Origin of the sequence: Massilia agrisoli, from assembly GCF_020831365.1 — a bacterium.
GTDB lineage: Bacteria > Pseudomonadota > Gammaproteobacteria > Burkholderiales > Burkholderiaceae_D > Telluria_A > Telluria_A agrisoli.
Genome location: NZ_JAJHPV010000020.1, coordinates 299,852 through 322,897, shown reverse-complemented (window position 1 = coordinate 322,897; position 23,046 = coordinate 299,852). Strand labels below are relative to the sequence as shown.

Genomic DNA, 23,046 nt, shown 5'->3' with positions numbered 1-23,046 from the left:
GGTCACAGCAGCATGTCGCGGTCGTTCTTGAGTTCGTTCATCGTCTCCGGGAAGGCAAGCTTGCCTTCCTTGAGCATTGCCTTGGCCTTGAATACCAGGGCCGCGGTAATGGCGATGAAAACCAGGAACATCACCAACAGGATCGTCCATCCCATCGACTCCCACGCCAGCGCGACGATCATCGCGGTGCCGTACGCAATCGCAAACCAGCTGCAGATCAGCGCCAGCGCGCCGATCGCGACCAGCTCGATGACGTGGTTGCGCACCTCGGATAACTCGAGTGCCGCCAGTTCAAGGCGCGACACCACGAGTCCGAGAATGTTTTTTGCCAGCCCGGTCAGGCCGCTAAACAAGCCGGGGCCATGTACTGTTGTGGTCGTGTGGTCCATGGCTTCTCCCGGCGTGAATTATTTGCGGCCCAGGATGACGCCGACCAGCAGGCCGACGCCAGCGGCGGCAGCGATCGTGCGCCATGGGTTGTCTTTAACGTAGACATCGGCGGTGTGTGCCAGTTCCTTACCGCGCACCATCGCCTGGCCCTGGTATTCCTTGCCCTTGCCCATGGCCTGGTCCAGCAGCTGCATGCCGCGGCCACGCATCTCTTCGGCCTTCTCGCCGGTCAGCGAGGCCGCCGCGGTCAGCAGCGACTGCGCGTCACGGACCAGGGTCTTGATGTCGGTCTGGACGGTGTCCAGGTTGTGGTTCAGGGCCGACGACGAGGTGCTGTTGGTGCGGATATTGGTATCGATCATGATGGACTCCGTGTGTGATTAAAAAGGTGGTTTAGTGGGACAGAAGATCGCGCATATCATCGGCGTGCTCTTCCTCCACCGCCATGATGTTGATGAGCATCTGGCGGGTGGTCGGGTCTTTGTCGCCGATGGCGGCAATCATTTGCCGGTACGACTCAATGGCGACACGTTCGGCGATCAGGTTGGCGCGCACCATTGCTTGCACGTCTTCCGATTCGTCGTACTCGGCATGGCTGCGTGCAGTCAGGGTGGCCGGGTTGAAGTTTGGCGATCCGTTCAGCTGGACGATCCGTTCGGCGATCGTGTCGGCATGATCCTGTTCCTGCTGCGCGTGTTCCAGGAACTCGGCCTTGACGTGCCCGGTGTTGGGGCCGCTGACGGTGTAGTAGTGGCGCTTGTAGCGCAGTACGCACAGCAGTTCGGTAGCGAGTGCGTCATTGAGCATCGCGATCACGGCTTCACGGTCGGCCGCGTAGCCTTCCGTTACCGCGCCCTCGTCCATGTTGGCCGCGGCGGCGCGGATCGCCGCCACGTCAAATCCGTGCGCGAGGGGCTTGTTGGTTTCTTCCATGATGATGTGTTCCTTGCTTTGAAAATCGGTTAGCGCGGTGGAATCGTGCGGCCTTCATTCGACAGCACGATTTCGACGCGGCGGTTCAGCTGGCGGTTGCCGGCAGTATCGTTCGGCGCCACCGGGTGCGCTTCGCCATAGCCGCGCGCGGCAACGCGCTCGCGCCCGACGCCCATGCCCAGCAGTGCGTCGCGCACGGAGTTGGCGCGGCGCTCCGACAGGGCCTGGTTATGCGCGGTGCCGCCGGTACTGTCGGTAAAACCTTCGACAAGCACAGTGCGCTCCGGGTTCTGCACCAGCACCTCGGCCAGCTTGCGCACGGTGGCGACGCCGGCAGGGGTCAGGGTGGCCTGGTTGGTGGCGAACAGCACGTCGCCGATGGTGATGATCATGCCGCGCTCGGTCTTCTTGGCCTGCAGTTCGGCCATCATCGATTCGAGCTGGGCGGCCTTGGCCTGGGCGGCGCGCGCCATCGCTTCGGCGTCGGCGGCCTGGCGCTGGGCTTCGGCGGTCTGGGCCTGGGCGGCGGCCGCGTCGGCCTTGGCACGCTCGGCTTCGGCGGTGCGCGCTTCCAGGCGCACCTGGTCGCGCTGCTGGCCGGCCTTGGCGATGTCGGCTTCAGCCGCCTTCTGCTTGGCGACCTCTTGCGCGGTGGCGATCTTTTGCTTGGCGATATAGGCCAGCTTGTCGACCGTTTCCAGGCTTTCGTTCTTGGCTGCTGCGGCGTTGGCCTGGTCGAGGGCGTCGCTGGCCTGCTTGAACTCGAGCGGCGCGTACGTGGCCACCTGCGGGTTGTTGTTGGCCGCGATGAAATCGCCGCGGGCCTGGTCCAGGATCGGCGTGGTCAGGGGCGTGCTGCTGCAGGCAGACAGGAAGACGGCGCCAGCCAGGATGGCCGACTTGAGCAAATGGTGTTTCATGATCGTTCCTTTATTGTTTTAAAGTGAAGAGCCAGGCGCGCCAGGCGCGCCGTTCTGCCTGCTTATTTGGCGCGCTCGACTTCTTCGCGCAGCACGCGCAGGTCTTCCTGCAGTGCGTTCGACGCCGCCGTCGCCTTGGCCGAGTTGGCCTTGCTCTGGGCCAGCTTGGCGTCAGCCTGCGCCTGGTTGGCCAGGTCGCGCGCCAGCGTGTAGTCCTTGGCCGCCAGGGCCTGGCTGGCGCGCTGCATCTTGGCGCGCGCCGCGCTGATTTCTTCCGGCGCCAGGTCCGATGCCCCGGCGCTCACTGCGTTTTCGACCGCTGCCTTCGAGACCGCGACATCGGCGGTCGCTGGCGCTTTCTGCGACGATGCGCAACCGACCATGGCCAGCAGCATCGTGCTGCACAGCACCGTTGCCAGACGATTCTTCGATTCCCTGTTCATCTTGTTCTCCATTCAGCGTTGATTGATGTCGTAGTAACTTTATAAGCTGATTCAAAAGCAAGTTCGGTTCGCTGACGCACATATCATCCAGATAAGAAATCTCAGCGTTGGTGGTGGGTGCGTCAGCGCACAAAGACTGCCCCTGTTTCACGCTAAGCTGGGCTTCTCGACTGGAAGGATCGCCATGACCGAAGCACAAGCCGCCAGCGGCGCCGGCAAGCCGGTATCGCGCCGCACCAAGATCATCCTGGCCATCGCCGGCGTGCTGGTCGCCATCCCGGCGATCGCGCTGGTGATCTTGCTGACCTACGACTGGAACAAGGCCAGGCCCTGGCTGAATGCGCGCACCAGCGAGGCGATCGGCCGGCCCTTCCAGATTGCCGGCGACCTGTCGCTGTCGTGGGAACGCCCGTCAGAGAAGATGGCCGAACGTAACCGCACCTGGCGCGACTTCATTCCCTGGCCTCACCTGGTCGCCAACGACGTCCACGTCGGCAATCCCCCCGGCATGCCGGCTGGCGACATGGCCAGCGTGCGCCAGTTCTCGTTCTCGCTGGACCCGCTGGCTCTGCTGGACAAACGCATCGCCATCCCCCTGCTGCAGTTCCAGGCGCCGGTTGTCAGCCTGCAGCGCCACAGCGATGGCAAGAACAACTGGACCTTCAAGAAACAAGAGAAAAAGTCGCCATGGGTGCTGGACCTGGAGCGCGTGGTGTTTACCAAGGGCATCGTCTATTACAAGGACGCGATCCAGAAGGCCGACGTCAGGGCCGACGTCGACACCCTCGAAGGCGACCCCGAGTACGGCGTGGGATGGAAGCTGCGCGGCACCTACAACGGCGCGCCGGTGACCGGCAGCGGCAAGGCCGGCGCGGTGCTGTCGCTCAAACAGCAGACCACGCCCTACCCGCTGCAGGCCGATTTCCGCATGGGCCCAACCCGCATCGCGTTTGAAGGCACCCTCACCAAGCCCACCAGGCTGGCCGCGCTGGACATGAACCTCAAGCTGTCCGGTCCCAGCATGGCGCGCCTGTATCCGCTGCTCGGCGTGCTGCTGCCGGAAACGCCGGCGTTCAGCACCTCGGGCCGCCTGATCGGCGCGCTCAGCCCGGAAAGCCGGCGCTGGACCTACGACAAGTTCACCGGCAAGGTGGGTTCGAGCGACCTCGGCGGCACCCTGACCTTCCAGACCGGCGCGCCGCGTGGCAAGCTCAGCGGCAGCGTGCGGTCGAAGCTGCTGCAGTTTGACGATCTTGGCCCCCTGATCGGCGCCGACTCCAACGCCAGCAAGACGCGGCGCGGCGTGCCGCCGGTGCAGCCGCCCAACAAGGTGTTGCCGGTCGAGACCTTCCGCACCGAGCGCTGGACCGCGATCGACGCCGATGTGCGCTACGCGGCGGACAGTATCGTGCGAGAAAAACAGCTGCCGATCCGCAAGCTGTCGACCCACCTGATCCTGAAGGACGGGGTCATCACGCTGGCGCCGCTCACCTTCGACATGGCGGGCGGCACGCTCAACTCGAACATCAAGCTCGACGGCAGCGGCCGGCAGGGCAAGAACGCCATCAAGGCCACCGCCAAAGTCACCGCCCGCCGCCTGCAGATCAAGCAGCTGTTCCCCGCCATTGAAGGCCTGCAGGCGTCGGTCGGCCAGATCAACGGCGACGCCGCGCTGTCGGCCACCGGCAATTCGATCGCCACCCTGCTGGGGGCGTCGAACGGCGAGATCCACTCGCTGATCAACGAGGGCACGGTCAGCAAGATGCTGCTTGAAAAGATGGGCCTGAACATCGGCAACATCGTGCTGACCACGCTGTTTGGCGACAAGCAGGTGCAGATCAATTGCATGGCCACGGATTTCGCGGTCGAGCGCGGCATCATGTATTCGCGCACCTTCATCGTCGACACCGAGGAAGCCATCATCAACGTCGATGGCGTCATCAGCCTGGCCGATGAAACTCTGCACCTGACCATCAATCCGAAAACCAAGGGCCTGCGCATCATCTCGCTGCGCGCCCCGCTCTACGTGCGCGGGCCGTTCAAGAAGCCAACGGTCAGCGTCGACAAGGGCGTGCTGGCGATGAAGGCGGGCGGCGCGATTGCGCTGGCCACGCTGGCCGCCCCGGCCGCGGCATTGGTGCCCCTGGTCAATACCGGGCCTGGCGAAGACAGCGAGTGCGGCAAGTTGCTCGCCGCGGCGCGCCAGAAGCCGGTGGCGCCGCCGCCTGGCAAGCCCACGGGGCGCTGACGCTGGTCAACATTAGCTTTTCGGCACTACGTGCGTTGGCGAACAGACCACCCGCTGACCAGGCTCTACTCTAGCCATAACGGTGCAGGCAAAGCCGCGCCGCAAAGCAGGCATTACAACCCACTACAGAGGATAAGAACATGAAAAACCTGAAGTTTGCCGCGACCCTGCTGGCCGCCCTGATGCTGACCCAGGTCGTCGGCTGCGCCTCCAGCGCCAGGCAGGAAAGCGTGGGCGAATACATTGACGATACCGCGATCACCGCTGGTGTAAAAGCGGCGATCCTGAACGAACCTACCCTGAAAGTCTCCGAAATCAATGTCGAGACGTTCAAGGGCGTGGTGCAGCTGAGCGGCTTTGTGTCCTCGGCGGACAGCGTGGCAACCGCATCGTCGGTCGCGCGCAGTGTCAAGGGTGTGAAGTCGGTCAAGAATGACATCCGCCTGAAATAAAACCAACTAAGGAGGACCCATTATGAAATCCATTAAACACCTCGCAGCAACCGCAGCACTGGTCACCGTCGCCCTCGGCCTGGGCGGTTGCTCCAGCATGTCGGCGCAAGACAAGAACACCGCGATCGGCGCTGGCGCCGGCGCAGTGATCGGCGGCGTACTGACCGGCGGCAGCACTGCCGGCACGGTTGGCGGCGCAGCAGTCGGCGGCGTGATCGGCAACCAGGTCAAGCCACCGAAGTGACCTGTTAGCTTGCTTGCAGAAGAACGCCCCGCCTCGACGGGGCGTTTTTCATGGCGGTCATCCTTGCGTGCAAAACGGCGGCGTTCGAGCCGCTAGCGCGCCGCGCTTGCCGCCTGCCCCGCCTGGCGGGCAATCAGCTCGCGAATGGCCTTGCTCACTGCTTCGGGGTGGGCAGTTTGCATCTGGTGATCCGAATCGACAATCACCTTCTTGGCGTTCGGATACAGTCCGCGCACAAAAGCCACCGTGTCCGCATCGCGGTGAAAAGCGCCGAAATCCACCGGGATCGCGGTGGCGGACTTCGGCACGTTGATGAGCCTGATCATCGGCTTATCGTCGATTCCCGGCAACGCCAGGATCTTTTCGCCTGTGTCGTAAATGCCATCCACCTCGCGCCCGACCGCGTTCGACAACAGCACCCGTTTTGCCAGGCGCGTGGTGAATGGAAACTCCTCGGGTTTCTTCACCATGCGCGGCAACAGGCCATCGACGAGAACGATGCCTGCAACTTCATCCGGATACCGCCTGGCGAACAGCTGCACATACAGCCCGCCGAGCGAATGGCCTACCAGGACATAGGGAGGCGCCAGCCCTTTATGCTTGAGGACCTGGCGCAGCTGCCGGACAATGGTCTCGCCGTCGCGTGGGGCATCGCTCGCTTCGCTGTTCGCATAGCCCGGCCGGTTGTAGGCGAATACCGTGGCGTCCGGGCTGACGGCGTCGAGTACCTTGTCCCATTTGTCGAGCGTGCCACGCAAGCCGCTCTCGAACACGACCACCACCTTCGACGCCGGGTGCCTGATCGTCACCGACTCCACTTTGCGCCCCTCGATGAGGTCGATGCGCGCCTGGTCCGCCGCGGCCCATGCCGTAGCGCTGGCAAGCAGCCCCGCCGTCGCAAGCAACAGGGGAAGCACCAGGCGCGGGGTGCGCTGGCGAGTGAGGTCATTGCAGACTGGATCGGACACGTGCTTTCCTTCATCAATGAAAAACCTATCATTGCAGGAAAGGAAAGCATGTCGGTGGCAAACGCGACAAACGGCAAGATACCGGGACAGTGTGCAAGATCAGGCGACTGGAATGCGGCAGCCCTGCCTGCCTGGATGCGGCGGCGCGGCTTATGCTGCTTGCACGCGCGCCACACCAGGCGCTAGACGAAGGCAGTCGACAGCGCTTCCTCGCCCGCGTCCTTGACGATCTCGTAGCATTTGCAGGAGGCCGCGGTCAGGCCGGGCACGTCGAGGATCTCGATATTGCCGCGGCTGTAAATAATCAGCCCCTGCTGCTGCAAGGCGCTGGCTGCCTTGGTCACGCCAACGCGCCGCACGCCCAGGGCATGCGCGAGAAACTCGTGGGTAAGGTGGAACTTATCCGACTGCAGCCTGTCGCGCGTGACCAGCAACGACCGGGCCAGCCGCGCTTCGAGCACGTGGAAGCGGCTGCACACGGCAATCTGGATCGCCTGCGCCAGCAAGGTGTCGGTGTAGCGGTAAAGCACCCGCTGCAGCGAAGGATTATGCGCGAACTCCGTGCGGAACTCGGCACTGTCCATGCGGCTGGCGCTGCCGGCGCGCTGGACGATCGCGCGCACCTGCGGCAGGTCATGGCCCAGCGCGACTGTCGCGCCCAGCATTCCCTCCCTGCCCACCAGGCCCACCTCAAGCGTCATGCGCCCTTCCGCCACGCCGAGCAATGAAATCAGGCTGTCGTGCGGAAAATAGATGTGCTGCAGTGGTTCGGACGGCTCGCACAATACGGCGCCCACTTCGATTTGTACGGGTTCCAGCATGGGGACCAGGCGCGCAAAGTCATCCTCCGGCAGCGCTGCCAGTAGCTTGTTGCCGTTCTGCTGCGCTAAGTCGGGAGAGGCGCCTGCCTTCATCGGCCCCTCCCGAACGCGATGGGTGTGTTCAAACATAATTCAGGACCGGTTACAAACATACATGAATGGAGCTTGCCTGTAGTAGAGCTTACATTTGCAAACAATTTCAATCAGCGTAGCGGCAATAATAGTAAAGGTATGTACGGTGACGCACGGAAGCGCCGGTACTACATAGGGAGAATGGCCGCATCGGATGGACCATGTGCTGGGCCTGTCTGACACCGGAAATGGCCGGTTAAAAAAAACAGCAAGTACGACAAAAAGGATCCCACCATGAACACTCCCCTCCACAGCACCTATAAACGTCCCGGCATGCACCCGATGCTGATCCTGGCCGCCCTCGCCGTCATCCTGTTCTGCCTGGCAGGCACGGCCGCGATCATGGGCTGGATTCCCTCGTCGGTCGGCAGCACCACGCCGCGCGGCGACCTGACCGAGGCCGACCGCCTGGCCTTGTCGGCCCAGATGGCGCCGGTCGGCGCATCGCAACTGGCCCCGGCCGGCATCGACCTGCGCGACGAGCCTTCCAGCAAGTACGCCGAGCCGAAACGCTATGCCGAGACCGCACCGCGCGAAGACCGCTATGAAGAGCCGGTCAAGCGCGCCCCAGCCAAGGTAGCGTCGGCCAAAGCGTGGTGCTCCAACTGCGGCAACGTCGAGTCGATCCGCACCATCACCCAGCGCGCCGAAGGCAGCGGCCTTGGCGCGGCGGGCGGCGCGGTACTGGGTGGCCTGCTGGGCAGCCAGATCGGCGACGGCAGCGGCAAGAAGCTCGCCACCGTCGCCGGCGCGGTCGGCGGTGCAGTGGTCGGCAACCAGGTCGAAGGCAACACGCGCGCCACCACCAGCTACGAAATCAAGGTCCGCCTTGATGACGGCACGGCGCGCACCTTCCGCCAGGACACCCAGCCGCAGTGGCGCACCGGACAGCGCGTCAAAGTGGTCAACGGATCGCTGCGCTCGGTAGCCTGAACCACGGCGGCAAACGCCGCCTTTCCTCCAAAAAACAACGCCCCGCGGCTGCTTGCCCCGGGGCGTTGTCTTTTCATTTGTGCAATGTGAGCCACCGCACGGAAGTACTGTTGAGCTACGAGCAAACTAGATTCACGTTGGAAACAAATCCGGCGACACATAAAATGAATGAGGGGTGCTTATATGAACAGCCTTGCATGGATTGGCATCATCGTTTGGGGAATTATCGTCACCGTATTCGGGCTGACGATGGCGGGGCCGCCGGAAGCGCAGTCCGGCGACATGCAGCCGCAAGACGTGGTCTTCCTGATCGCCGGCGGCCTGCTGACTTGCCTGATCGGCCTGGTCGGCCTGTTGGGGTTGATGGGATGGGTGCCGGGGTTGCGCAATGAACAAAAAACTTGTGCTTAGTGTACGGCACCGAACAGAGCGCAAATACACCCCTGAGCATACTGAAGTCACGGCCTACGGGTCTTCTAAAACATCACCGAGGACTAAATCATGCTCTATACAATCGCTGTCATTCTCCTGATCCTGTGGCTCCTGGGCCTGGTCACTTCCTACACCGTGGGCGGTTTCATCCACATCCTGCTGGTCGTCGCGGTCATCATGATCCTGGTACGCCTGATCACCGGCCGAGGCATTTAGTAACAATTAAGGCCTCAGACAATGTTTAATGTTTGATAAGATCCGTTTCGCGGTCGTGCCCGGCGTAGCCTGGTGTGACAGCGAAACGGATCAAAAATTTAAGGAGCACCCACATGAGAAAAATTATGAACAAGTCGATCATCGCAGCAACCGTTATCGCACTGGCCGCGTCCGGCTGTGCTGACATGTCCGCTACCCAGCGCGGCACCGCAACCGGCGCCGGCGTTGGCGCAGGCATCGGCGCACTGCTGGGCGGCACTACCGGCGGTGGCGGCGGCGAGCGCGCAGCCAAGGGCGCCGTCATCGGCGGCGCAGCTGGCGCGCTGATCGGCAACATCTGGTCGAACCGCATGGAAAAGCAGAAGCAGGCCATGGAGCAGGCAACCCGCGGCACCGGCGTGCAAGTCACCCAGACCCAGGATAACCGCCTGAAGCTGGAGATCCCGGCCGACGTGTCGTTCGACACCGGCCGTTCGGACATCAAGGCGAACTTCCGCCCTGTGCTGGAACGCTTCGCGCAGACGCTGAACGAGAACCCGGCGGCTAGCGTGACCATCATCGGCCACACCGACAGCGTCGGCGACGACAGCGTCAACCAGCCGCTGTCGGTCGACCGCGCGGCCAATACCCGCAACTACCTGGCCCAGCGCGGCGTAGCGTCGAACCGCATTGCCATCGAAGGCCGCGGCGAGCGCGAGCCGATTGCATCGAACGACGACGCGAGCGGCCGTGCACGCAACCGCCGCGTTGAAATCTACGTTGCTGAACGCGGTTAAATAGCAGTCGCCCGTTCGCGGGACCAGGCTGCCGGGGACGCCCCGCTGCCGCGATGATTCGCGGGGCGCGGCGTCCTTTTTTATTGACAGGAGCGATTGATGGAGAACGAAAGAGTACGCATCACCGGGGAGGAAATCCTCTCCGATAATTTTTATACGCTAAAGAAGATTACCTACGAGCTGCGCCGTACCGACGGGCGCTGGCAGAAACAGGAACGCGAGGCCTATGTCGGCGGCAATGGCGTGACCGCCCTGCTCTACAACAAGAAGAACCGGACAGTGCTGATGACGCGCCAGTTCCGCGTGCCCGCCTACCTGAACAAGCATGACGGCTTCATGATCGAAACCCCGGCCGGCATGCTCGATGGCGAGCCGCCGGAAAAGCGGGTGCGCGCGGAAGTCGAGGAAGAAACCGGCTACCGCGCCGAGAACCTCGAAAAGGTGCTGGAGCTGTTCATGAGCCCGGCTTCGGTGACCGAGCGCGTCCACTTGTTCATCGGTGAATATGATCCCGGCAAGCGGGTCGGCGACGGTGGCGGGCTGGACGAGGAAGGCGAAGACATCGAAGTTGTCGAGCTGGCGTTCGATGAAGCGCTGGCAATGGTGGCGCGCGGTGAGATTGTCGACGCGAAGACGGTGATCCTGCTGCAGTACCTGCAGTTGCGCCACATTCAGATTGACGGTGAGCAAGGAAGCGAGGCGCGGTAAGCCGGATCAACACCGCCGCGCGCGGATGAGCGAGAGTTGAGCAGTGGAAACTCTCATCCGGGGGCGGCGATGCAAGGAGATCAGGTATCGGAACAGGTTGTTGAGGTGGCCGAGGCAGGCACGCTGCCATTGTGGAGCCCGGTGGGGATCGTGCTGTGGAGCGTGCTGTTCACGCCCGCGTTCGGGGCCTGGCTGCAGATGTACAACTACCGGCGGCTGGGGGATGATGCAGCCGCTGCGGTGGCGTGGCGCTGGTGCCTGGGCGGGTTGGCGGTGCTTGGGTGGAATGCGCTGGCCAGCGCGATCGGACAGCGGCTGGGCTTGGATACGCCCTTGTTCGACTGGGTGAACGGGGTGGTGTTTCTGGCCTGGGTCTGGGCGACATTGCCTGGTCATTCCAGGGCCGTGGGCCCGGCCTATGCGCGCAGGGGCTGGGATAGCGTGGTGGTGCTGGGGCTGCTCGCGGCTGTGGCTTACCTGGGCGCGAGTTTGGTGCTGCAATGGATGTTGGCGGAGCTGACGTAATCGGCGGATGCGCTTTGCTTATCCGGCCCTACGTTCCGCTGTCGGCGGATGAGCGCTACAACCAGCCGGCGTCGCGCGCGAGGCGGAATGCCTCGACCCGGTTGCCGGCATTGAGCTTGCTGATCGCCTCCGACAGGTAATTTCTTACCGTGCCTTCCGACAGGTGCACCTGGCGCGCGATCTCGGCGCTGCTCCTGCCCTCGCCTGCCAGCCGCAGCACCTGCCGCTCGCGCTCGGAGAGCGGGTCCTGGCCACCGCTCCAGCCCTCCAGCGCCAGCTCCGGCGCCACTGCCCGGCCGCCGCCGTGCACGGTGCGGATCGCAGCGGCCAGCGTGTCAGCAGGCGCATCTTTCAACAAATAGCCGCGCACGCCTGCCGCCAGCGCGCGCCTGAGGTAGCCGCTGCGCGCAAACGTGGTGACAATGATGACCCGGGATGGCGAACTGAGCTGCGCGAGGCTGGCGGCCAGTTCCAGCCCGGTCATGTGCGGCATCTCGATATCGGTCAGCACGATATCGGGCGCCAGCTGCTGGCAAAGGGACAGCGCGTCCCTGCCGTTGCCCGCCGTCGCCACCACGTCGATGTCGGACTCGAGCCGGAGCAAGGCGGCAAGCGCCCCCAGCACAAGGGCCTGGTCTTCGGCGATCAGGATGCGGATCATGCGGCCCCTTGCGCCGGCAGGCGCAGTTCGAGCGCCAGTCCTTTGGCAACATGGATGGCGAGCGTGCCGCCCAGCGTTGCCGCGCGTTCGCGCATGCCGGTCAGGCCATTGCCGTGGCGGATGCCGGTGCGCGTGGAACTGCCGTCGTCCGCCACCCTCAGCACGATCGCACCGTCGCGCAACGCCAGGCTCAGGGTGCAATGTGCCGCGCCGGCATGGCGCACCACGTTGGTCACCGCTTCGCGCAGCGCCAGCGCCACCACATGCTCGGCCGCAGGGGACAGCGCGACCATGCCGATGTCTTCGCGCAGCGAAATGTTGGCTGCCGCCAGGCTGGCGCGCGCACTGGCAAGCGCATGGGCCAGGCCGCTTTGCTGGTAACCGCTGACCGCGGCGCGCACTTCCGACAACGCGCGCCGGGCGCTGGTTTCAATATCGCGGATCTCGGTCCGGCAGCCGTCGTCGTCGTTTCCGGCCAGTTTGCCGGCCAGCTCGGCCTTGAGGGCGATCAGCGACAGCGAATGCCCGAGCAGGTCGTGCAGGTCGCGCGAAATTCGCTCACGCTCGGCGATGGTCGCCATATGCTCCACCTCTTCCTGCTTACGCAACAATTGCCGGCGAGACTGCTCCAACCCCGCCTGCATCACCGACGCGATTCCGACCGGAATGCCAACCGCAACGGAAGGCAGCAGGAAAGCCATCCGCACCCATGCCGGCACCGCGAGCGATACCACGAGGGCCAGCATCATCACCCCGGCCAGCAGCAGGTAGGCGCGGATGGGCTTCAGGCTCGCGCACATTGCTGCGGCGTACACGAAAAAGGCGCTCGCGCCGACGTTCCAAGGCGCCCACAGCACGCCGATCAGCACGGTCACCAGCACGCACAGCACCGCCTGCTCTCCCCTGGCCCAGAAGCTTGCCAGGTAAAGCGGAATGAACCCGACGATCGTGATCAGGAGCAGCGCCAGTTCCAGCGGTCCAGGGGGCACGTTGAGGTACTTCCACAGCATGAACGACAGCGAGAAGACCCACAGGTAGGGCATCTTGCCGTGCTCGGGCGGCACCCACGGGCCGCGCAGCACACCCTTGATCTTGTTCATGACACCCTTTCTTCGATGATCAGCGCTCGAGCAACCGGACGTCGGCGATATCGAAGCGGTAGCCGCCAGGTTTCGGTCCTGCATTAAATCCTATCATGGTCACTGCTGCCGGATCGATTCCCGCAAATTCGCTGAACGGCACGGATATTTCCGACCACTCGGCGCCGGCGGTAAACGGGACCTGGCCGGGAATCGTGACGCCGCGCGACATCATGCTGAGCTGGTAGCGCTTGCCATCGCCGCGCACTTTGAAGCGGATTAATTTTGCTGCGCTCAGGTCGGCAGGCTGCATGGGCTTGGCCCCCGGCAGGAATGCGACGCCCGCCCAAGGATAAGGGAAGCCCGGCGCGACCGTGGCGCTGACCGACACCGCAGGCTGGCCCTCAACCGTGTCCGGCAGCAGCGCCAGCTCGACCGTCGAACTGCCGCCCATCATGCCGTCGTGGGACGGGCCCCACCCCGTCCCGACCGGGCTGCCCAGCTTGGCCGCGCTAAACAGGCTGATGCGTCCGTCGGCCGGCAAGCGGACCCGGTTTGCCGGCGACGGCGCGGCTTCCTGCGCCACCCGCAGGCGCTGCTGGTCGCGCAGCGCGCGCGCGCTCTCGCCATCCTTCCATATTTCCTCGACCTGCTGGGTGGCGGAGATGTCGGCCAGCGGGTCGCCCTTGACCAGCAACAGGTCTGCTTTGTAGCCGTTCGCGATGCGCCCCCGCTTCCCAAGCCGGAATGCAGCAGCTGGTACGGAGGTGGCCGACGCCAGCGCCGCCCGCGGTGTCAATCCGGCTTCGACCAGCGCGGCCAGTTCGCGGTGCATGCTGATGCCGTACTGGGTGCCCGGATTGCCTGCATCGGTTCCGGCAAGCACCGGCACGCCTTCCTTGTGCAATGCCGCCGTCACCGCTGCCGGCACCCGCAGCCGCTCCGGCGCCAGCTTCTTTCCGTACCGCGTTTGCAAAGGCACCTGCTGTTCCTTGTCAAGCAAACCGGCCAGCGGGCTGCCGGCAGCCAGTGGCCGAACCGGCACGCCCGCTGCGCTTTCGAGCACGCTGAAGGTGGGGATGACGAAAGCACCCTTCGCCCTGGCCAGCCGCGCGAAGTCCGCAGTTTCCTGGTCGCTGATGTGTTCGCCATTGAACAGATGCACCAGGCCATCCGCCCCGGCCACGAGCGCTGCGCGCGCATTGGCCAGGGTGCTGATGTGCACAACGGCAAGCTTGCCACGCTTGTGAGCGGCGTCGATGGCTGCTTTCACCGTCGCCAGGTCCAGGCTGTTCACCCGGTGCGCGTGACTGCCATCTTCGAGGACAATCTTGATGAAGTGCGAGCCCTCGGCGATGCGGGCATCGACAAATGCCTGCGCGTCGGCTGCCCTTGCCAGGGTCGGGATCGGCATGCCAAACTGGGTTCCGTGGCCACCCGGAGCGGTCACGAGCGTGCCGGCCGAGAATAAATCGGCCTGATGGCGGTTATTGTTCGCTGCCATGGCGCGGGTGATTTCCTGCATTGCCTGCACGCCGGTAAACATGTCGACTTGCGTGGTTACCCCGAACAGCAATGGCAGGTCGAAATGGCGATAAGCGTGCACGTGTGAATCGATCAGGCCGGGCAGCAAGGTACGGCCGGCACCGCTGACCAGCCGTGCTCCGCGCGGCGCAGGCCCGTGGAAATCGGCGTCAACGATCAGGCCGCCGTCAATCAGCACGGAGCGGCGCGCATGCACATCGCTCCCATCGAACACGCGTACGTCCTGCACCAGCGTCGGCGCCGCCACCGCTACGGCTGATATGCCAAGGCCAAGCCCCAGCAGCACTGCATTCAAGCGCGTCAAGTTCATGTCATCTCCTCAGTTTTTGGTATGGCAAGTATGAGGTTGGCGACCGACACCTGCCAGACGCATCCGCCATGACTTTGGCCTGACAATTGTCATGCGCAAATGGCTGGGATGGAATGCGGTAGTGGGAATGCTCGCGACCGTGGCTGGCCTGGCCGCGAGCTTGTTGCAGAAAATTGATGCGGGCCGGGCTGACAACAGGGCGGATGGAAGCAGCATCCGCCTTGCTGCCGCGTTTACTTCTTCGCCTCGGCTGGCTTGCCGGACTTCGCGAAGTCACCGGCGCTGACGATCGAGACGCTGCCTGGCTTCAGGTTGCTGCGCAGCGCTTCGTTCACTTGCGCCACCGTCAGCGCAGCCACCCTGGTTTCGAGGTCCTTGTCGAAGGCCATCGTGCGGTCCAGCGTCAGGTAGCTGGCCAGGCGGCCTGCCAGCGGGCCGTCTTCGGTGCGGTAGACTTCCTCGCCCTGCTTCCAGCCCTTCTTCGCCTCGGCCAGTTCGGCCGCGGTGAAGCCTTCCTTGAGCGCCAGGTCGATCTCTTCACGCAGCGCCGCTTCTACCTTGGCGGTGTTTTGCGGTGCGCTGATCGCGTACGCCAGCCACAGGCCGGCCGGGTCGCGCGCCGGGATGCTGAGCTGCGAGCCGACGCCGTAGGACAGGCCTTCCTTCTGGCGGATGCGGTCCGCCAGCCGGCTGCGCAGCGCGCCGCCGCCGAGCATGTGGTTGGCCATCAGCAGCGCAGGGAACGCTTGCGCGTCATCCTTCAGCGGCAGCGGGTGGACCGCGATCAGCACGCTGTTGGCCTTGTCCGGCGTTTCCAGCGCGATCTTTTCGCCGGCGGCGTGCTTGATGGTGCCGGGAATGCGCTCGTACGGCTGGGCTGCGCGCCAGTCGCCGAACAGGCTGGCCAGCTGCGCCTTGACTTCCTTCGGATCGAAGTCGCCCACCGCCGCGAACGTGGCGTCGCCTGCGCCGTAGAACGCCGAGTGGAAGGCCTTGACGTCCGCCACCTTCAACGCGCGCACTTGCGCCAGCTTCTGGGGCAGCGTGTCGACGTGCTTGACGTGGCCTTCGGGCGTGGCGTCAAGCAGGCGCTGGAAGGCGTTGAACGCCAGCGGCTGCGGCTCAGGCATGTCCTGCTCGATGCGGCCGATGCGCTCGCGCTGCAGTTCGGCAAACTCGCTGTCGGCAAATGCCGGCTTGCGCAGCACTTCCGCCAGCAAGGCCATCGCCGGCGCCAGGTTCTCGCGCGTGGTGGTGACCGACGCGCTGACGCCTTCGGCCCCACCGCCTACCGATACTTGCGCCTTGAGCTTGTCGAACGCGTCCTTGATTTCCTGGCGCGACAGCCGTTCGGTGCCGCGCATCAGCAATGATGCGGCAAATGCGCCCGCATCGGCCTTGCCTTTCAGGCTGTCGGCAGTGCCGGTACGCAGCACCAGGTTGGCGCTGACCATGCCGCCCTTGGTCTTCTTCGGCAGCAGCGCGCCCTTCAGTCCGTTTGGCAAGGTGAAGCGCTCGGTGCGGGCTTCGATATTGGCCGGGCTCGGGTCGAACGCTTCGCCCTGCGCGACAACTGCGCGGCCCTTGTAGCCATTGACCAGCGCGGCAATGTCTGGCGTGCCAGGCACTTCGGCGCGGTCCACGGTGTCGGTCGGGATGAAGCGGCCGAGGGTGCGGTTGGTTGGTTTCAGGTACTTCAGTGCGGCCGCCTGCACGGCTGCCGCGTCGGTCTTTTCGATGCGGTCGCGTTCCAGGAAGAACAGGCGCCAGTCCCCGGCCGCCATCGATTCGGTCAGGGCGATGGCCAGCTGGGCGGTGTCGTTGGTGGCCAGTTCGATCTGCTTGTTGATCGCCACCCGTGCGCGCGCCACTTCCGCTTCGGTGATCGGCTGCGACTTCAGGTCTTCCAGCACTTTCAGCATCGCGTCCTGGGTCGCCTCGAGTTTCACGTCCTTTGGCACGACAGCGCCGAAGATGCGGTAGCTCGGTTCGAGGTTATTGACCGAGTCGACCTGCACCCGGGTGGCGAGCTTGGTTTCCACCAGCGCCTTGTGCAGGCGGCCGCTCGGCGCATCGACGAGGATGCGCGCCAGCAGCGACAGCGCCGCTTCGTCCGCGTGGCCCGACGGCGCGACGTGGTAGCCGGCGCCGACGAACTGGGTGCCGCCGTTACGGCGCACCGTTACGGAGCGTTCGCCGTCCTGCGTCGGCTCGGCCGTGTAGGTCGGCTGGATGACGCGCGCCGGCTTCGGAATGCGGCCGAACTTGTCATTGATCTGCTTGAGCACCTTGGCTTCGTCGAAGCGGCCAGCCACCATCAGCACCGCATTGTCCGGCTGGTAGTAGTTCTTGTAGAAGGCGCGCAGGCGCGGAATGTTGACTTGCTCGATGTCCGAGCGCGCGCCGATGGTCGACTTGCCGTAGTTGTGCCAGTCGAAGGCGACAGCCTGCAGGCGTTCCGTGGTCACGCCGATCGGGTCGCTCTCGCCCATCTCGAACTCGTTGCGCACGACCGTCATCTCGCCCTTCTGGGTCTTTGGATTCCACAGGTCGTTCTGGTCGATCGGCGAGTTGACCATGCGGTCCGCCTCAAGCGCGAGCATGGTCGCCAGGTTTTCCTCGTTGGCCGGGAAGGTCGAGTAGTAATTGGTGCGGTCGTACCAGGTGGTGCCGTTGAATTCGGCGCCGGTCGAGTTCAGCACTTCAACCGGGGTCTTGGTGCCCTTCTTGATGCCGAAATTGGCGGTCGGCTTGAACAGCAGGTGTTCCAGCAAGTGGGCCATGCCGGTTTCGCCATAGTTTTCGTGGCGCGAGCCGACCATGTAGACGATGTTGGTCGTCAGCGTAGGCTTGCTGTTGTCAGGGAACAGCAGCACGCGCATGCCGTTGCCCAAGCGATATTCGGTGATGCCTTCGACAGTCGTCACTTTGACAGGCGCGGCAACGCGCGCGGACTTGACTGCGGCCGGGGCCGCCGGTGCGCCTGCGGCGGAAACGAACGCTGGCGTCAGGATGCCGGCGCTGAGCATGAAGGCGGTGAGTAGTTTCACGTGATGCTTCCTATCGGTAAGAGTAAGTGACGGGAGAAAAGTATGACACAGGCCGCATGGCCGGGAAACCTGTTTTACATGCATACGTGACGCCTTGGCGATAGCGTTTTCAGCTATGCTAGGGCATCTGTAAACAGTCCAGGAGCCAGCCATGCCCGTCCGCCATACCGTCATTGCCGTTGTCAGCGCGGCGCTGTTGATTGCCGTGCCATGTTCTGCGCAAAACATGAAGCCAGGTTTGTGGGAGGTCAATAACAAGATGCAAAGCAGCAATGGCCAGCTGGAACAGGCGATGGCGATGGTGCACGAGCAGATGGCCAAGATGACGCCCGAGCAGCGCCAGTCGATGGAGGCGATGATGTCGAAAAACGGCATGCAGATGCCGACCGTCGGAGCGGGCGGCAGCATGTCGGTCAAGATGTGCATGACCCGCGAGATGGCGGCCCAAAACAAGATGCCGATGCAGGACGCCGGCAACTGCTCCCACAAGCGCTCGCCCGTTGTCGGCAATACGATGAAGGTATCGTTCAGCTGCAGCAAGCCAGATGCCCGCGGCGACGGCACGGTCACCTTCAACAGCGATACCGACTATGCGATGAAGATGCGGGTCACCACCAGCGCCAGCGGCAAGCCGGAAACGATGAACATGGATGCCACCGGGCGCTGGCTCGGCGCCGATTGCGGCGACATCAAGCCGCCGGTGTTGCCGAAAGCCAAGTAGCCCGCAGGCCTTACTCCCGCTCCATGTACGCCAGGTACTTGTCGCGCGCCAGCGTGGCAATCGGCCCCACCTCCAGCGTGCGTCCCTCATAGCGGACGCACGGCGTCACCTTGCCATAGTTCCCGGTACTGAAGATTTCCACCGCAGTATCGAGCTCGGCCGTATCAACTGTACGCTCGACAACCTTGACGCCAGCCTCCTCCAGCAGCGCAATCACGCGCGCCCGCGTAATGCCCGCCAGGAATGTGCCGTTCGGAACCGGCGTCACCACCTCGCCAGCGGGAGTCACCAGGAACAAATTGGAAGACGCAAACTCGGCGACATTTCCGCGGCCGTCGACGACGACGGCGTTATCGAATCCGCGCTCCTTCGCTTCGCGCAATGCCCGCGTGGTGTTGGCGTACAGCGCCGACGCCTTCGCGTCGGTCGGCGCCATGCTGGCGTCGGGCCGGCGCAGCGTCGACAGGCAGGCGGAAAATCCGGTAAACGCAGGCATCGGCGCGTCGAACAGGGTCAGCGCGAAGCCGCTCTTGTCGGCGTCGGGAATCAGGAAACCATCGGCGGCATATACGAGCGGACGGATGTACAGCTCGGCATCGGCCGGAAACCGGGCGACGCCTTCGCGCACCAGCGCTTCCATCTCGTCCACGGTGTAAGGGCAATTCAGGCCCAGTTGCTGCGCCGACTGGACCACCCGCTTCAGGTGCAGGCGCAGGTCAGGCATGTGGCCGCGCACGGCGCGCGCGCCATCGAACACGGACGAACCCAGCCATACGCTGTGATCCATCGCCCCGAACAAGGGAGTATTACCCTCGGCCCATTGTCCCTTGAAATAAGTCAGGTACATAATCTTCCCCAGTAATGATCGGTCCCGCGCGCGATGCTTTTGCCGCGCCCGGTGAGTGCGCATAAAGTGTAACCGAAGTGCCCCACCCCTCGCTGGGGGCCCTTCTATTGCTGAGTTTGTTCGCTACCGTACAAAGTTCCCGCCGCAACGGACGTACACTGTGCCTTTAGTACCAAATGTCTTGCCTGCCATGCTGTCCACCCTTGAACGCATCGATCCTCACAGCGACCGCATCGACGTTCTCGTCGAGCTGGTGGATCACTTGCGCCCGCGACGACCGCGCGATGCCGACTACGCGATCGAGCGTGTGCGGCTGCTGTGTCATCTGCTCAAGGGGAATCCCGCGCAGGCTTCCGCACTGCATAGCTATATGACGCGCCTGCTCGAAAGCCGCCGCCATTCCAGCCTGTACACCGACATCGGGATCCTGTCGAACGACGGTTTTGTTACCGAGCTGAAGACGCGCTTCGCCTACCGCTTCCTGCCGCCAGCGCTGGGCGACACCTACCTGGCCGACGCCATCGACCAGGTGCTCTATGTCGAAACCGATTACCTGTGGGTCAATGCCGTCCCCGCCGTCTATTGGCTGGAACTGTTCGATATCGTCCACGATGCGCCGCCTGCCGCGGGCGCGCAACCCGCCGATGTACGCCAGACCACGGTGCTCGGCATGCTCGAAGCGATCCGCACCCTCTCCTGCCGCGTCTGCGCGCTGGGGCTGGAGCCGCGCCTGCTGCGCAGCCACGCCGAAATCGAGGACTTCGATTCGCCCTTCCTGATGCAGAATATCGAGGTCAACGACTACCTCGACGGCTACGCCCGCTTGCTGGATGGGGCCGAGGGGGACCTCGATGACGCCAAGCACCTGTTGGTGATGCTCGACCAGTGCGACACGGTGGTGGCCAAGATCCGCCGCAACGCAATGAGCCAGGGCACCAGCATTGCGCTGACCTACCTGCTCGTTGCGCTCAGCCAGAGCATCGACCGCCTGCGCAAGCTGCTGTTCCTGGTCGACGTCAGCGGCGAGCTGCCGGCCACGCCCACGCTTGACCTGGAAACGATCGCCAGCGATGCGGCGCTGGCCAGCGTTGCGCCGCCCAGCCCGCACCGCGCCGCCGCCATTTCGCTGGCGCGTGAACTGGTCGAGGCGCACAACAATAAATACGTGATGCGCGACCTGGTCGCCGACAACATCGACCTGCTGGCGCGCAACGTCACCGAAAATGCCAGCCGGACTGGCGAACACTACATTGCCGACACGCGCCGCCAGCTGGGCGCCATGTTCCTGTCGTCGGCGGGCGCCGGCTTCATCGTCGGCATCATGGCGCTGATCAAGATCCTGTTCGGCTACCTGCGCGCCGCGCCGCTGGTCGAGGCATTCCTGTTCAGCCTGAACTACTCGCTCGGCTTCGTGCTGATCCACATACTCCACTTCACCATTGCCACCAAGCAGCCGGCGATGACTGCCTCGCGCATTGCCGCCGAGCTGTCGGTCAAGGACGGCCGCCATCTTGACATCGACAGCATGGCCGAGCTGGTCAACAAGGTGTTCCGCACCCAGACGATTGCGGTGCTGGGCAACTTGGCGACCGTGATCCCTGCCGCATGGGCAATCGCCTTCAGCTGGCAATGGATTACCGGCAAACACCTGGTCTCGCCCCACAAGGCGCTCGTCCTGCTGCACGACATCGACCCGCTCAACAGCCTGGCGCTGTTCTACGCGGCGATTGCCGGCGTCTGCCTGTTTGTTGCCGGCCTGATCTCCGGCTACTACGACAACAAGGCCCTCTACACCCGCATGGCGCAGCGCGTTTCCCAGCTGCGCTGGCTCGCACGCCTGCTCGGCCCGGAACGGCTGCCGCGCTTCGCGGCGTATGTCGAGAACAATCTCGGGGGACTGATGGGTAACTTCTTCTTCGGGATCCTGCTCGGCACGATGGGCACGATTGGCTACTTGCTGGGCCTGCCGCTGGACATCCGCCACGTCACCTTCTCGGCCGCCAACTTCTCCACGGCAATGGTCGCGCTCGACTACAACGTTACCTGGCGTCTGGTGGCGCTGTCGGTGGCCGGCTTCTTTGCCATCGGCACCGTCAACCTCGTGGTCAGTTTCGGCTTGGCACTGTGGGTGGCGCTGCGCGCCCGTGAAATCCATTTCGACCAGGGTATTCAATTACTCAAAAGCCTGGGTCGGCGCTTCGTGGCCGCGCCGATCCAATTTTTCATCGGGCCAAAAGATAGTGCGCCAGGCGAGCCTGGCATACAAGCAAGGGGAACAAAATGAACGTCGCGCGCTGGCTGGCCACATCGTTGGTAACACTCGCATTCGGGGCAAGCATGGCCGCTTGCGCCTCGCTGCCCGATGCATCCGAATTCAACCAGGGCACGGCCGCCAAGGCCAATCCGACCGTTGCCACGCCAAACGGCCGGCTCAAGGGCAAGCAAGCGGCCGAACTGCTGAAGCGGCGCTGGGCCAGGGCCGCGCCCGACCTCAAGGAACTTGCTGTGCTCGAAGAGGCTGCCACGGGCGTGCCTCTCATTGCAGGCAACAAAGTCACCCTGCTATTCGACGGCCCCGCAACGATGCGCGCCATGATGGAGGCGGCCAAGGCGGCAAAGAGCACAATCAACCTCGAGACCTACATCTTCGACCAGGATGAGATCGGCATGCAGTTTGCCGACATCCTCATCGAAAAACAGAAACAAGGCGTGACCGTCAACGTGCTGTATGACAGCGTGGGCACGCTCGGCACGCCGAAGGAATTCTTCGAGCGGATGCGCAATGCCGGCGTCAGCCTGATCGCCTTCAACCCGGTCAACCCTGCCGCCCGGGGCGGCAAGTGGGAACTCAACAACCGCGACCACCGCAAGCTGATGGTGGTTGACGGCAAGGTCGCCTTCACCGGCGGCATCAACATCAGCAGCACCTACGCCAACAGCTCATTCTTCCGCTCGCGCCAGTCGCCCGGCACGACCAACGCGCAAGACGTCGGCTGGCGCGACACCCACATCAAGATCGAAGGCCCTGCGGTGGCCCAGTTACAGTGGACCTTCATCAACGCCTGGGTGCAGCAGGAAGCTGGCGAACTGCCGGAGCGCGAATACTTCCCGAAGCTGGCGCCGGTCGGTGACAAGATGCTGCGCATACTGGCCACTGAACCGGGGCGCGACTCGGAAATCTACAAGTCGTTTATTGTTGCGATCCAGGAAGCGAAGAAATCGATCCACGTCACGTCGGCATACTTTGTGCCCGATCCGCAGGTCGTGCATGAACTGAGCGCGGCGGCGCGCCGCGGCGTGGACGTCAAGCTGGTGCTTCCGGGTGTCACCGACCATGGGCTGGTGTTCCATGCCGGGCGGGCGTTTTACGATGAACTGCTGGAGAATGGCGTCAAGATCTACGAACTGCAGGTTGCGGTGCTGCATGCCAAGGCGGCCGTTATCGATGGCACCTGGTCGACGGTTGGTTCGGCAAATATCGACCGCCGCAGTTTCCTTCACAACTACGAGCTGAATGTCGTCATTCTCGATCCGGCCTTCGGCATGGAGATGGAAAGCGCGTTCAATGAAGACCTGCGCGACTCAAAGCAGGTAACGCTGGAGCGATGGCGCAAGCGACCGTGGGCGGACCGCCTCAAGGAATGGGCTGCGCGCCTGACGGAATACTGGATCTGACCCCTAAATACTGGACG

At 63.8% G+C, this 23,046-nt stretch carries 24 protein-coding genes; 12 read left to right on the top strand and 12 right to left on the bottom strand.

All coding sequences use genetic code 11. The features are described from left to right. Positions 1 to 2: 2 nt before the first annotated feature. The 5 genes from LMJ30_RS18075 to LMJ30_RS18055 form a co-directional block, all read right to left on the bottom strand. Positions 3 to 389, bottom strand: a complete 387-nt coding sequence (locus LMJ30_RS18075; RefSeq protein ID WP_229433814.1) for a phage holin family protein — start codon at positions 387 to 389, stop codon at positions 3 to 5. Positions 390 to 407: 18 nt separating this feature from the next. After that, positions 408 to 752 (bottom strand): ElaB/YgaM/YqjD family protein, encoded by a 345-nt coding sequence (locus LMJ30_RS18070; protein ID WP_229433813.1) that lies wholly within the window; start codon positions 750 to 752, stop codon positions 408 to 410. Between the two features lie 31 nt (positions 753 to 783). Further along, a complete protein-coding gene (locus LMJ30_RS18065) occupies positions 784 to 1,323 on the bottom strand; it encodes a ferritin-like domain-containing protein (RefSeq protein WP_229433812.1) in 540 nt (179 codons plus the stop codon). Positions 1,324 to 1,352: 29 nt separating this feature from the next. Next, positions 1,353 to 2,243 (bottom strand): OmpA family protein, encoded by an 891-nt coding sequence (locus LMJ30_RS18060; protein ID WP_229433811.1) that lies wholly within the window; start codon positions 2,241 to 2,243, stop codon positions 1,353 to 1,355. A 62-nt stretch (positions 2,244 to 2,305) separates the two neighbouring features. Further along, a complete protein-coding gene (locus LMJ30_RS18055; RefSeq protein ID WP_229433810.1) occupies positions 2,306 to 2,686 on the bottom strand; it encodes a DUF4398 domain-containing protein in 381 nt (126 codons plus the stop codon). A gap of 184 nt (positions 2,687 to 2,870) precedes the next feature. Here LMJ30_RS18055 and LMJ30_RS18050 point away from each other — a divergent pair, with 184 nt between their 5' ends. The 3 genes from LMJ30_RS18050 (at position 2,871) to LMJ30_RS18040 (ending at position 5,630) form a co-directional block, all read left to right on the top strand. After that, complete coding sequence (locus LMJ30_RS18050; RefSeq protein WP_229433809.1) at positions 2,871 to 4,934, top strand: AsmA family protein; 2,064 nt, start codon at positions 2,871 to 2,873, stop codon at positions 4,932 to 4,934. Between the two features lie 140 nt (positions 4,935 to 5,074). Then, positions 5,075 to 5,386, top strand: a complete 312-nt coding sequence (locus LMJ30_RS18045) for a BON domain-containing protein (protein ID WP_229433808.1) — start codon at positions 5,075 to 5,077, stop codon at positions 5,384 to 5,386. 22 nt (positions 5,387 to 5,408) lie between these two features. Continuing rightward, positions 5,409 to 5,630: a YMGG-like glycine zipper-containing protein gene (locus LMJ30_RS18040; RefSeq protein WP_229433807.1), complete on the top strand. Its 222-nt coding sequence runs from the start codon at positions 5,409 to 5,411 to the stop codon at positions 5,628 to 5,630. Between the two features lie 92 nt (positions 5,631 to 5,722). Here the strand turns inward: LMJ30_RS18040 and LMJ30_RS18035 are convergent, their stop codons facing one another. Both LMJ30_RS18035 and LMJ30_RS18030 read right to left on the bottom strand, forming a co-directional pair. Further along, the gene (locus tag LMJ30_RS18035; protein ID WP_229433806.1) at positions 5,723 to 6,598 is read right to left on the bottom strand and encodes an alpha/beta fold hydrolase; all 876 of its coding nucleotides are present in this window, start codon (positions 6,596 to 6,598) and stop codon (positions 5,723 to 5,725) included. Between the two features lie 182 nt (positions 6,599 to 6,780). Next, positions 6,781 to 7,512, bottom strand: a complete 732-nt coding sequence (locus LMJ30_RS18030) for a Crp/Fnr family transcriptional regulator (protein ID WP_229433805.1) — start codon at positions 7,510 to 7,512, stop codon at positions 6,781 to 6,783. Between the two features lie 273 nt (positions 7,513 to 7,785). Between LMJ30_RS18030 and LMJ30_RS18025 the strand changes: the two genes are divergently transcribed. From LMJ30_RS18025 to LMJ30_RS18000, 6 genes are all read left to right on the top strand, one after another. Beyond that, a complete protein-coding gene (locus tag LMJ30_RS18025) occupies positions 7,786 to 8,484 on the top strand; it encodes a glycine zipper 2TM domain-containing protein (RefSeq protein ID WP_229433804.1) in 699 nt (232 codons plus the stop codon). Between the two features lie 183 nt (positions 8,485 to 8,667). Beyond that, positions 8,668 to 8,895, top strand: coding sequence for a hypothetical protein (locus tag LMJ30_RS18020; RefSeq protein ID WP_229433803.1), 228 nt, complete (start codon positions 8,668 to 8,670; stop codon positions 8,893 to 8,895). A gap of 90 nt (positions 8,896 to 8,985) precedes the next feature. Beyond that, the gene (locus LMJ30_RS18015) at positions 8,986 to 9,132 is read left to right on the top strand and encodes a lmo0937 family membrane protein (RefSeq protein ID WP_131422801.1); all 147 of its coding nucleotides are present in this window, start codon (positions 8,986 to 8,988) and stop codon (positions 9,130 to 9,132) included. 125 nt (positions 9,133 to 9,257) lie between these two features. Continuing rightward, complete coding sequence (locus tag LMJ30_RS18010) at positions 9,258 to 9,908, top strand: YiaD family glycine zipper/OmpA-like lipoprotein (RefSeq protein WP_371873049.1); 651 nt, start codon at positions 9,258 to 9,260, stop codon at positions 9,906 to 9,908. Between the two features lie 99 nt (positions 9,909 to 10,007). Further along, positions 10,008 to 10,616: an NUDIX domain-containing protein gene (locus LMJ30_RS18005; RefSeq protein ID WP_229433801.1), complete on the top strand. Its 609-nt coding sequence runs from the start codon at positions 10,008 to 10,010 to the stop codon at positions 10,614 to 10,616. A 69-nt stretch (positions 10,617 to 10,685) separates the two neighbouring features. Continuing rightward, entirely contained in the window at positions 10,686 to 11,141 is a 456-nt protein-coding gene (locus LMJ30_RS18000; RefSeq protein ID WP_229433800.1) for a hypothetical protein, read from the top strand. A 55-nt stretch (positions 11,142 to 11,196) separates the two neighbouring features. Here the strand turns inward: LMJ30_RS18000 and LMJ30_RS17995 are convergent, their stop codons facing one another. The 4 genes from LMJ30_RS17995 to LMJ30_RS17980 form a co-directional block, all read right to left on the bottom strand. Beyond that, a complete protein-coding gene (locus tag LMJ30_RS17995; protein WP_229433799.1) occupies positions 11,197 to 11,802 on the bottom strand; it encodes a response regulator transcription factor in 606 nt (201 codons plus the stop codon). Then, positions 11,799 to 12,902, bottom strand: a complete 1,104-nt coding sequence (locus LMJ30_RS17990; protein ID WP_229433798.1) for a sensor histidine kinase — start codon at positions 12,900 to 12,902, stop codon at positions 11,799 to 11,801. The genes LMJ30_RS17995 and LMJ30_RS17990 overlap by 4 nt, the downstream gene beginning before the upstream one ends. 19 nt (positions 12,903 to 12,921) lie before the next feature. Then, the gene (locus tag LMJ30_RS17985; RefSeq protein WP_229433797.1) at positions 12,922 to 14,736 is read right to left on the bottom strand and encodes a CIA30 family protein; all 1,815 of its coding nucleotides are present in this window, start codon (positions 14,734 to 14,736) and stop codon (positions 12,922 to 12,924) included. Positions 14,737 to 14,969: 233 nt separating this feature from the next. Continuing rightward, positions 14,970 to 17,786, bottom strand: a complete 2,817-nt coding sequence (locus tag LMJ30_RS17980; protein WP_229433796.1) for a M16 family metallopeptidase — start codon at positions 17,784 to 17,786, stop codon at positions 14,970 to 14,972. Between the two features lie 151 nt (positions 17,787 to 17,937). Here LMJ30_RS17980 and LMJ30_RS17975 point away from each other — a divergent pair, with 151 nt between their 5' ends. Then, entirely contained in the window at positions 17,938 to 18,507 is a 570-nt protein-coding gene (locus tag LMJ30_RS17975; RefSeq protein ID WP_229433795.1) for a DUF3617 domain-containing protein, read from the top strand. Positions 18,508 to 18,517: 10 nt separating this feature from the next. Here LMJ30_RS17975 and LMJ30_RS17970 read toward each other — a convergent pair whose 3' ends face one another. After that, a complete protein-coding gene (locus LMJ30_RS17970) occupies positions 18,518 to 19,354 on the bottom strand; it encodes a branched-chain amino acid aminotransferase (RefSeq protein WP_229433794.1) in 837 nt (278 codons plus the stop codon). Positions 19,355 to 19,544: 190 nt separating this feature from the next. Between LMJ30_RS17970 and LMJ30_RS17965 the strand changes: the two genes are divergently transcribed. Further along, entirely contained in the window at positions 19,545 to 21,638 is a 2,094-nt protein-coding gene (locus LMJ30_RS17965; protein WP_229434030.1) for a site-specific recombinase, read from the top strand. Next, the gene (gene cls, locus LMJ30_RS17960) at positions 21,635 to 23,029 is read left to right on the top strand and encodes a cardiolipin synthase (protein WP_229433793.1); all 1,395 of its coding nucleotides are present in this window, start codon (positions 21,635 to 21,637) and stop codon (positions 23,027 to 23,029) included. The genes LMJ30_RS17965 and cls overlap by 4 nt, the downstream gene beginning before the upstream one ends. Positions 23,030 to 23,046: the final 17 nt, after the last annotated feature.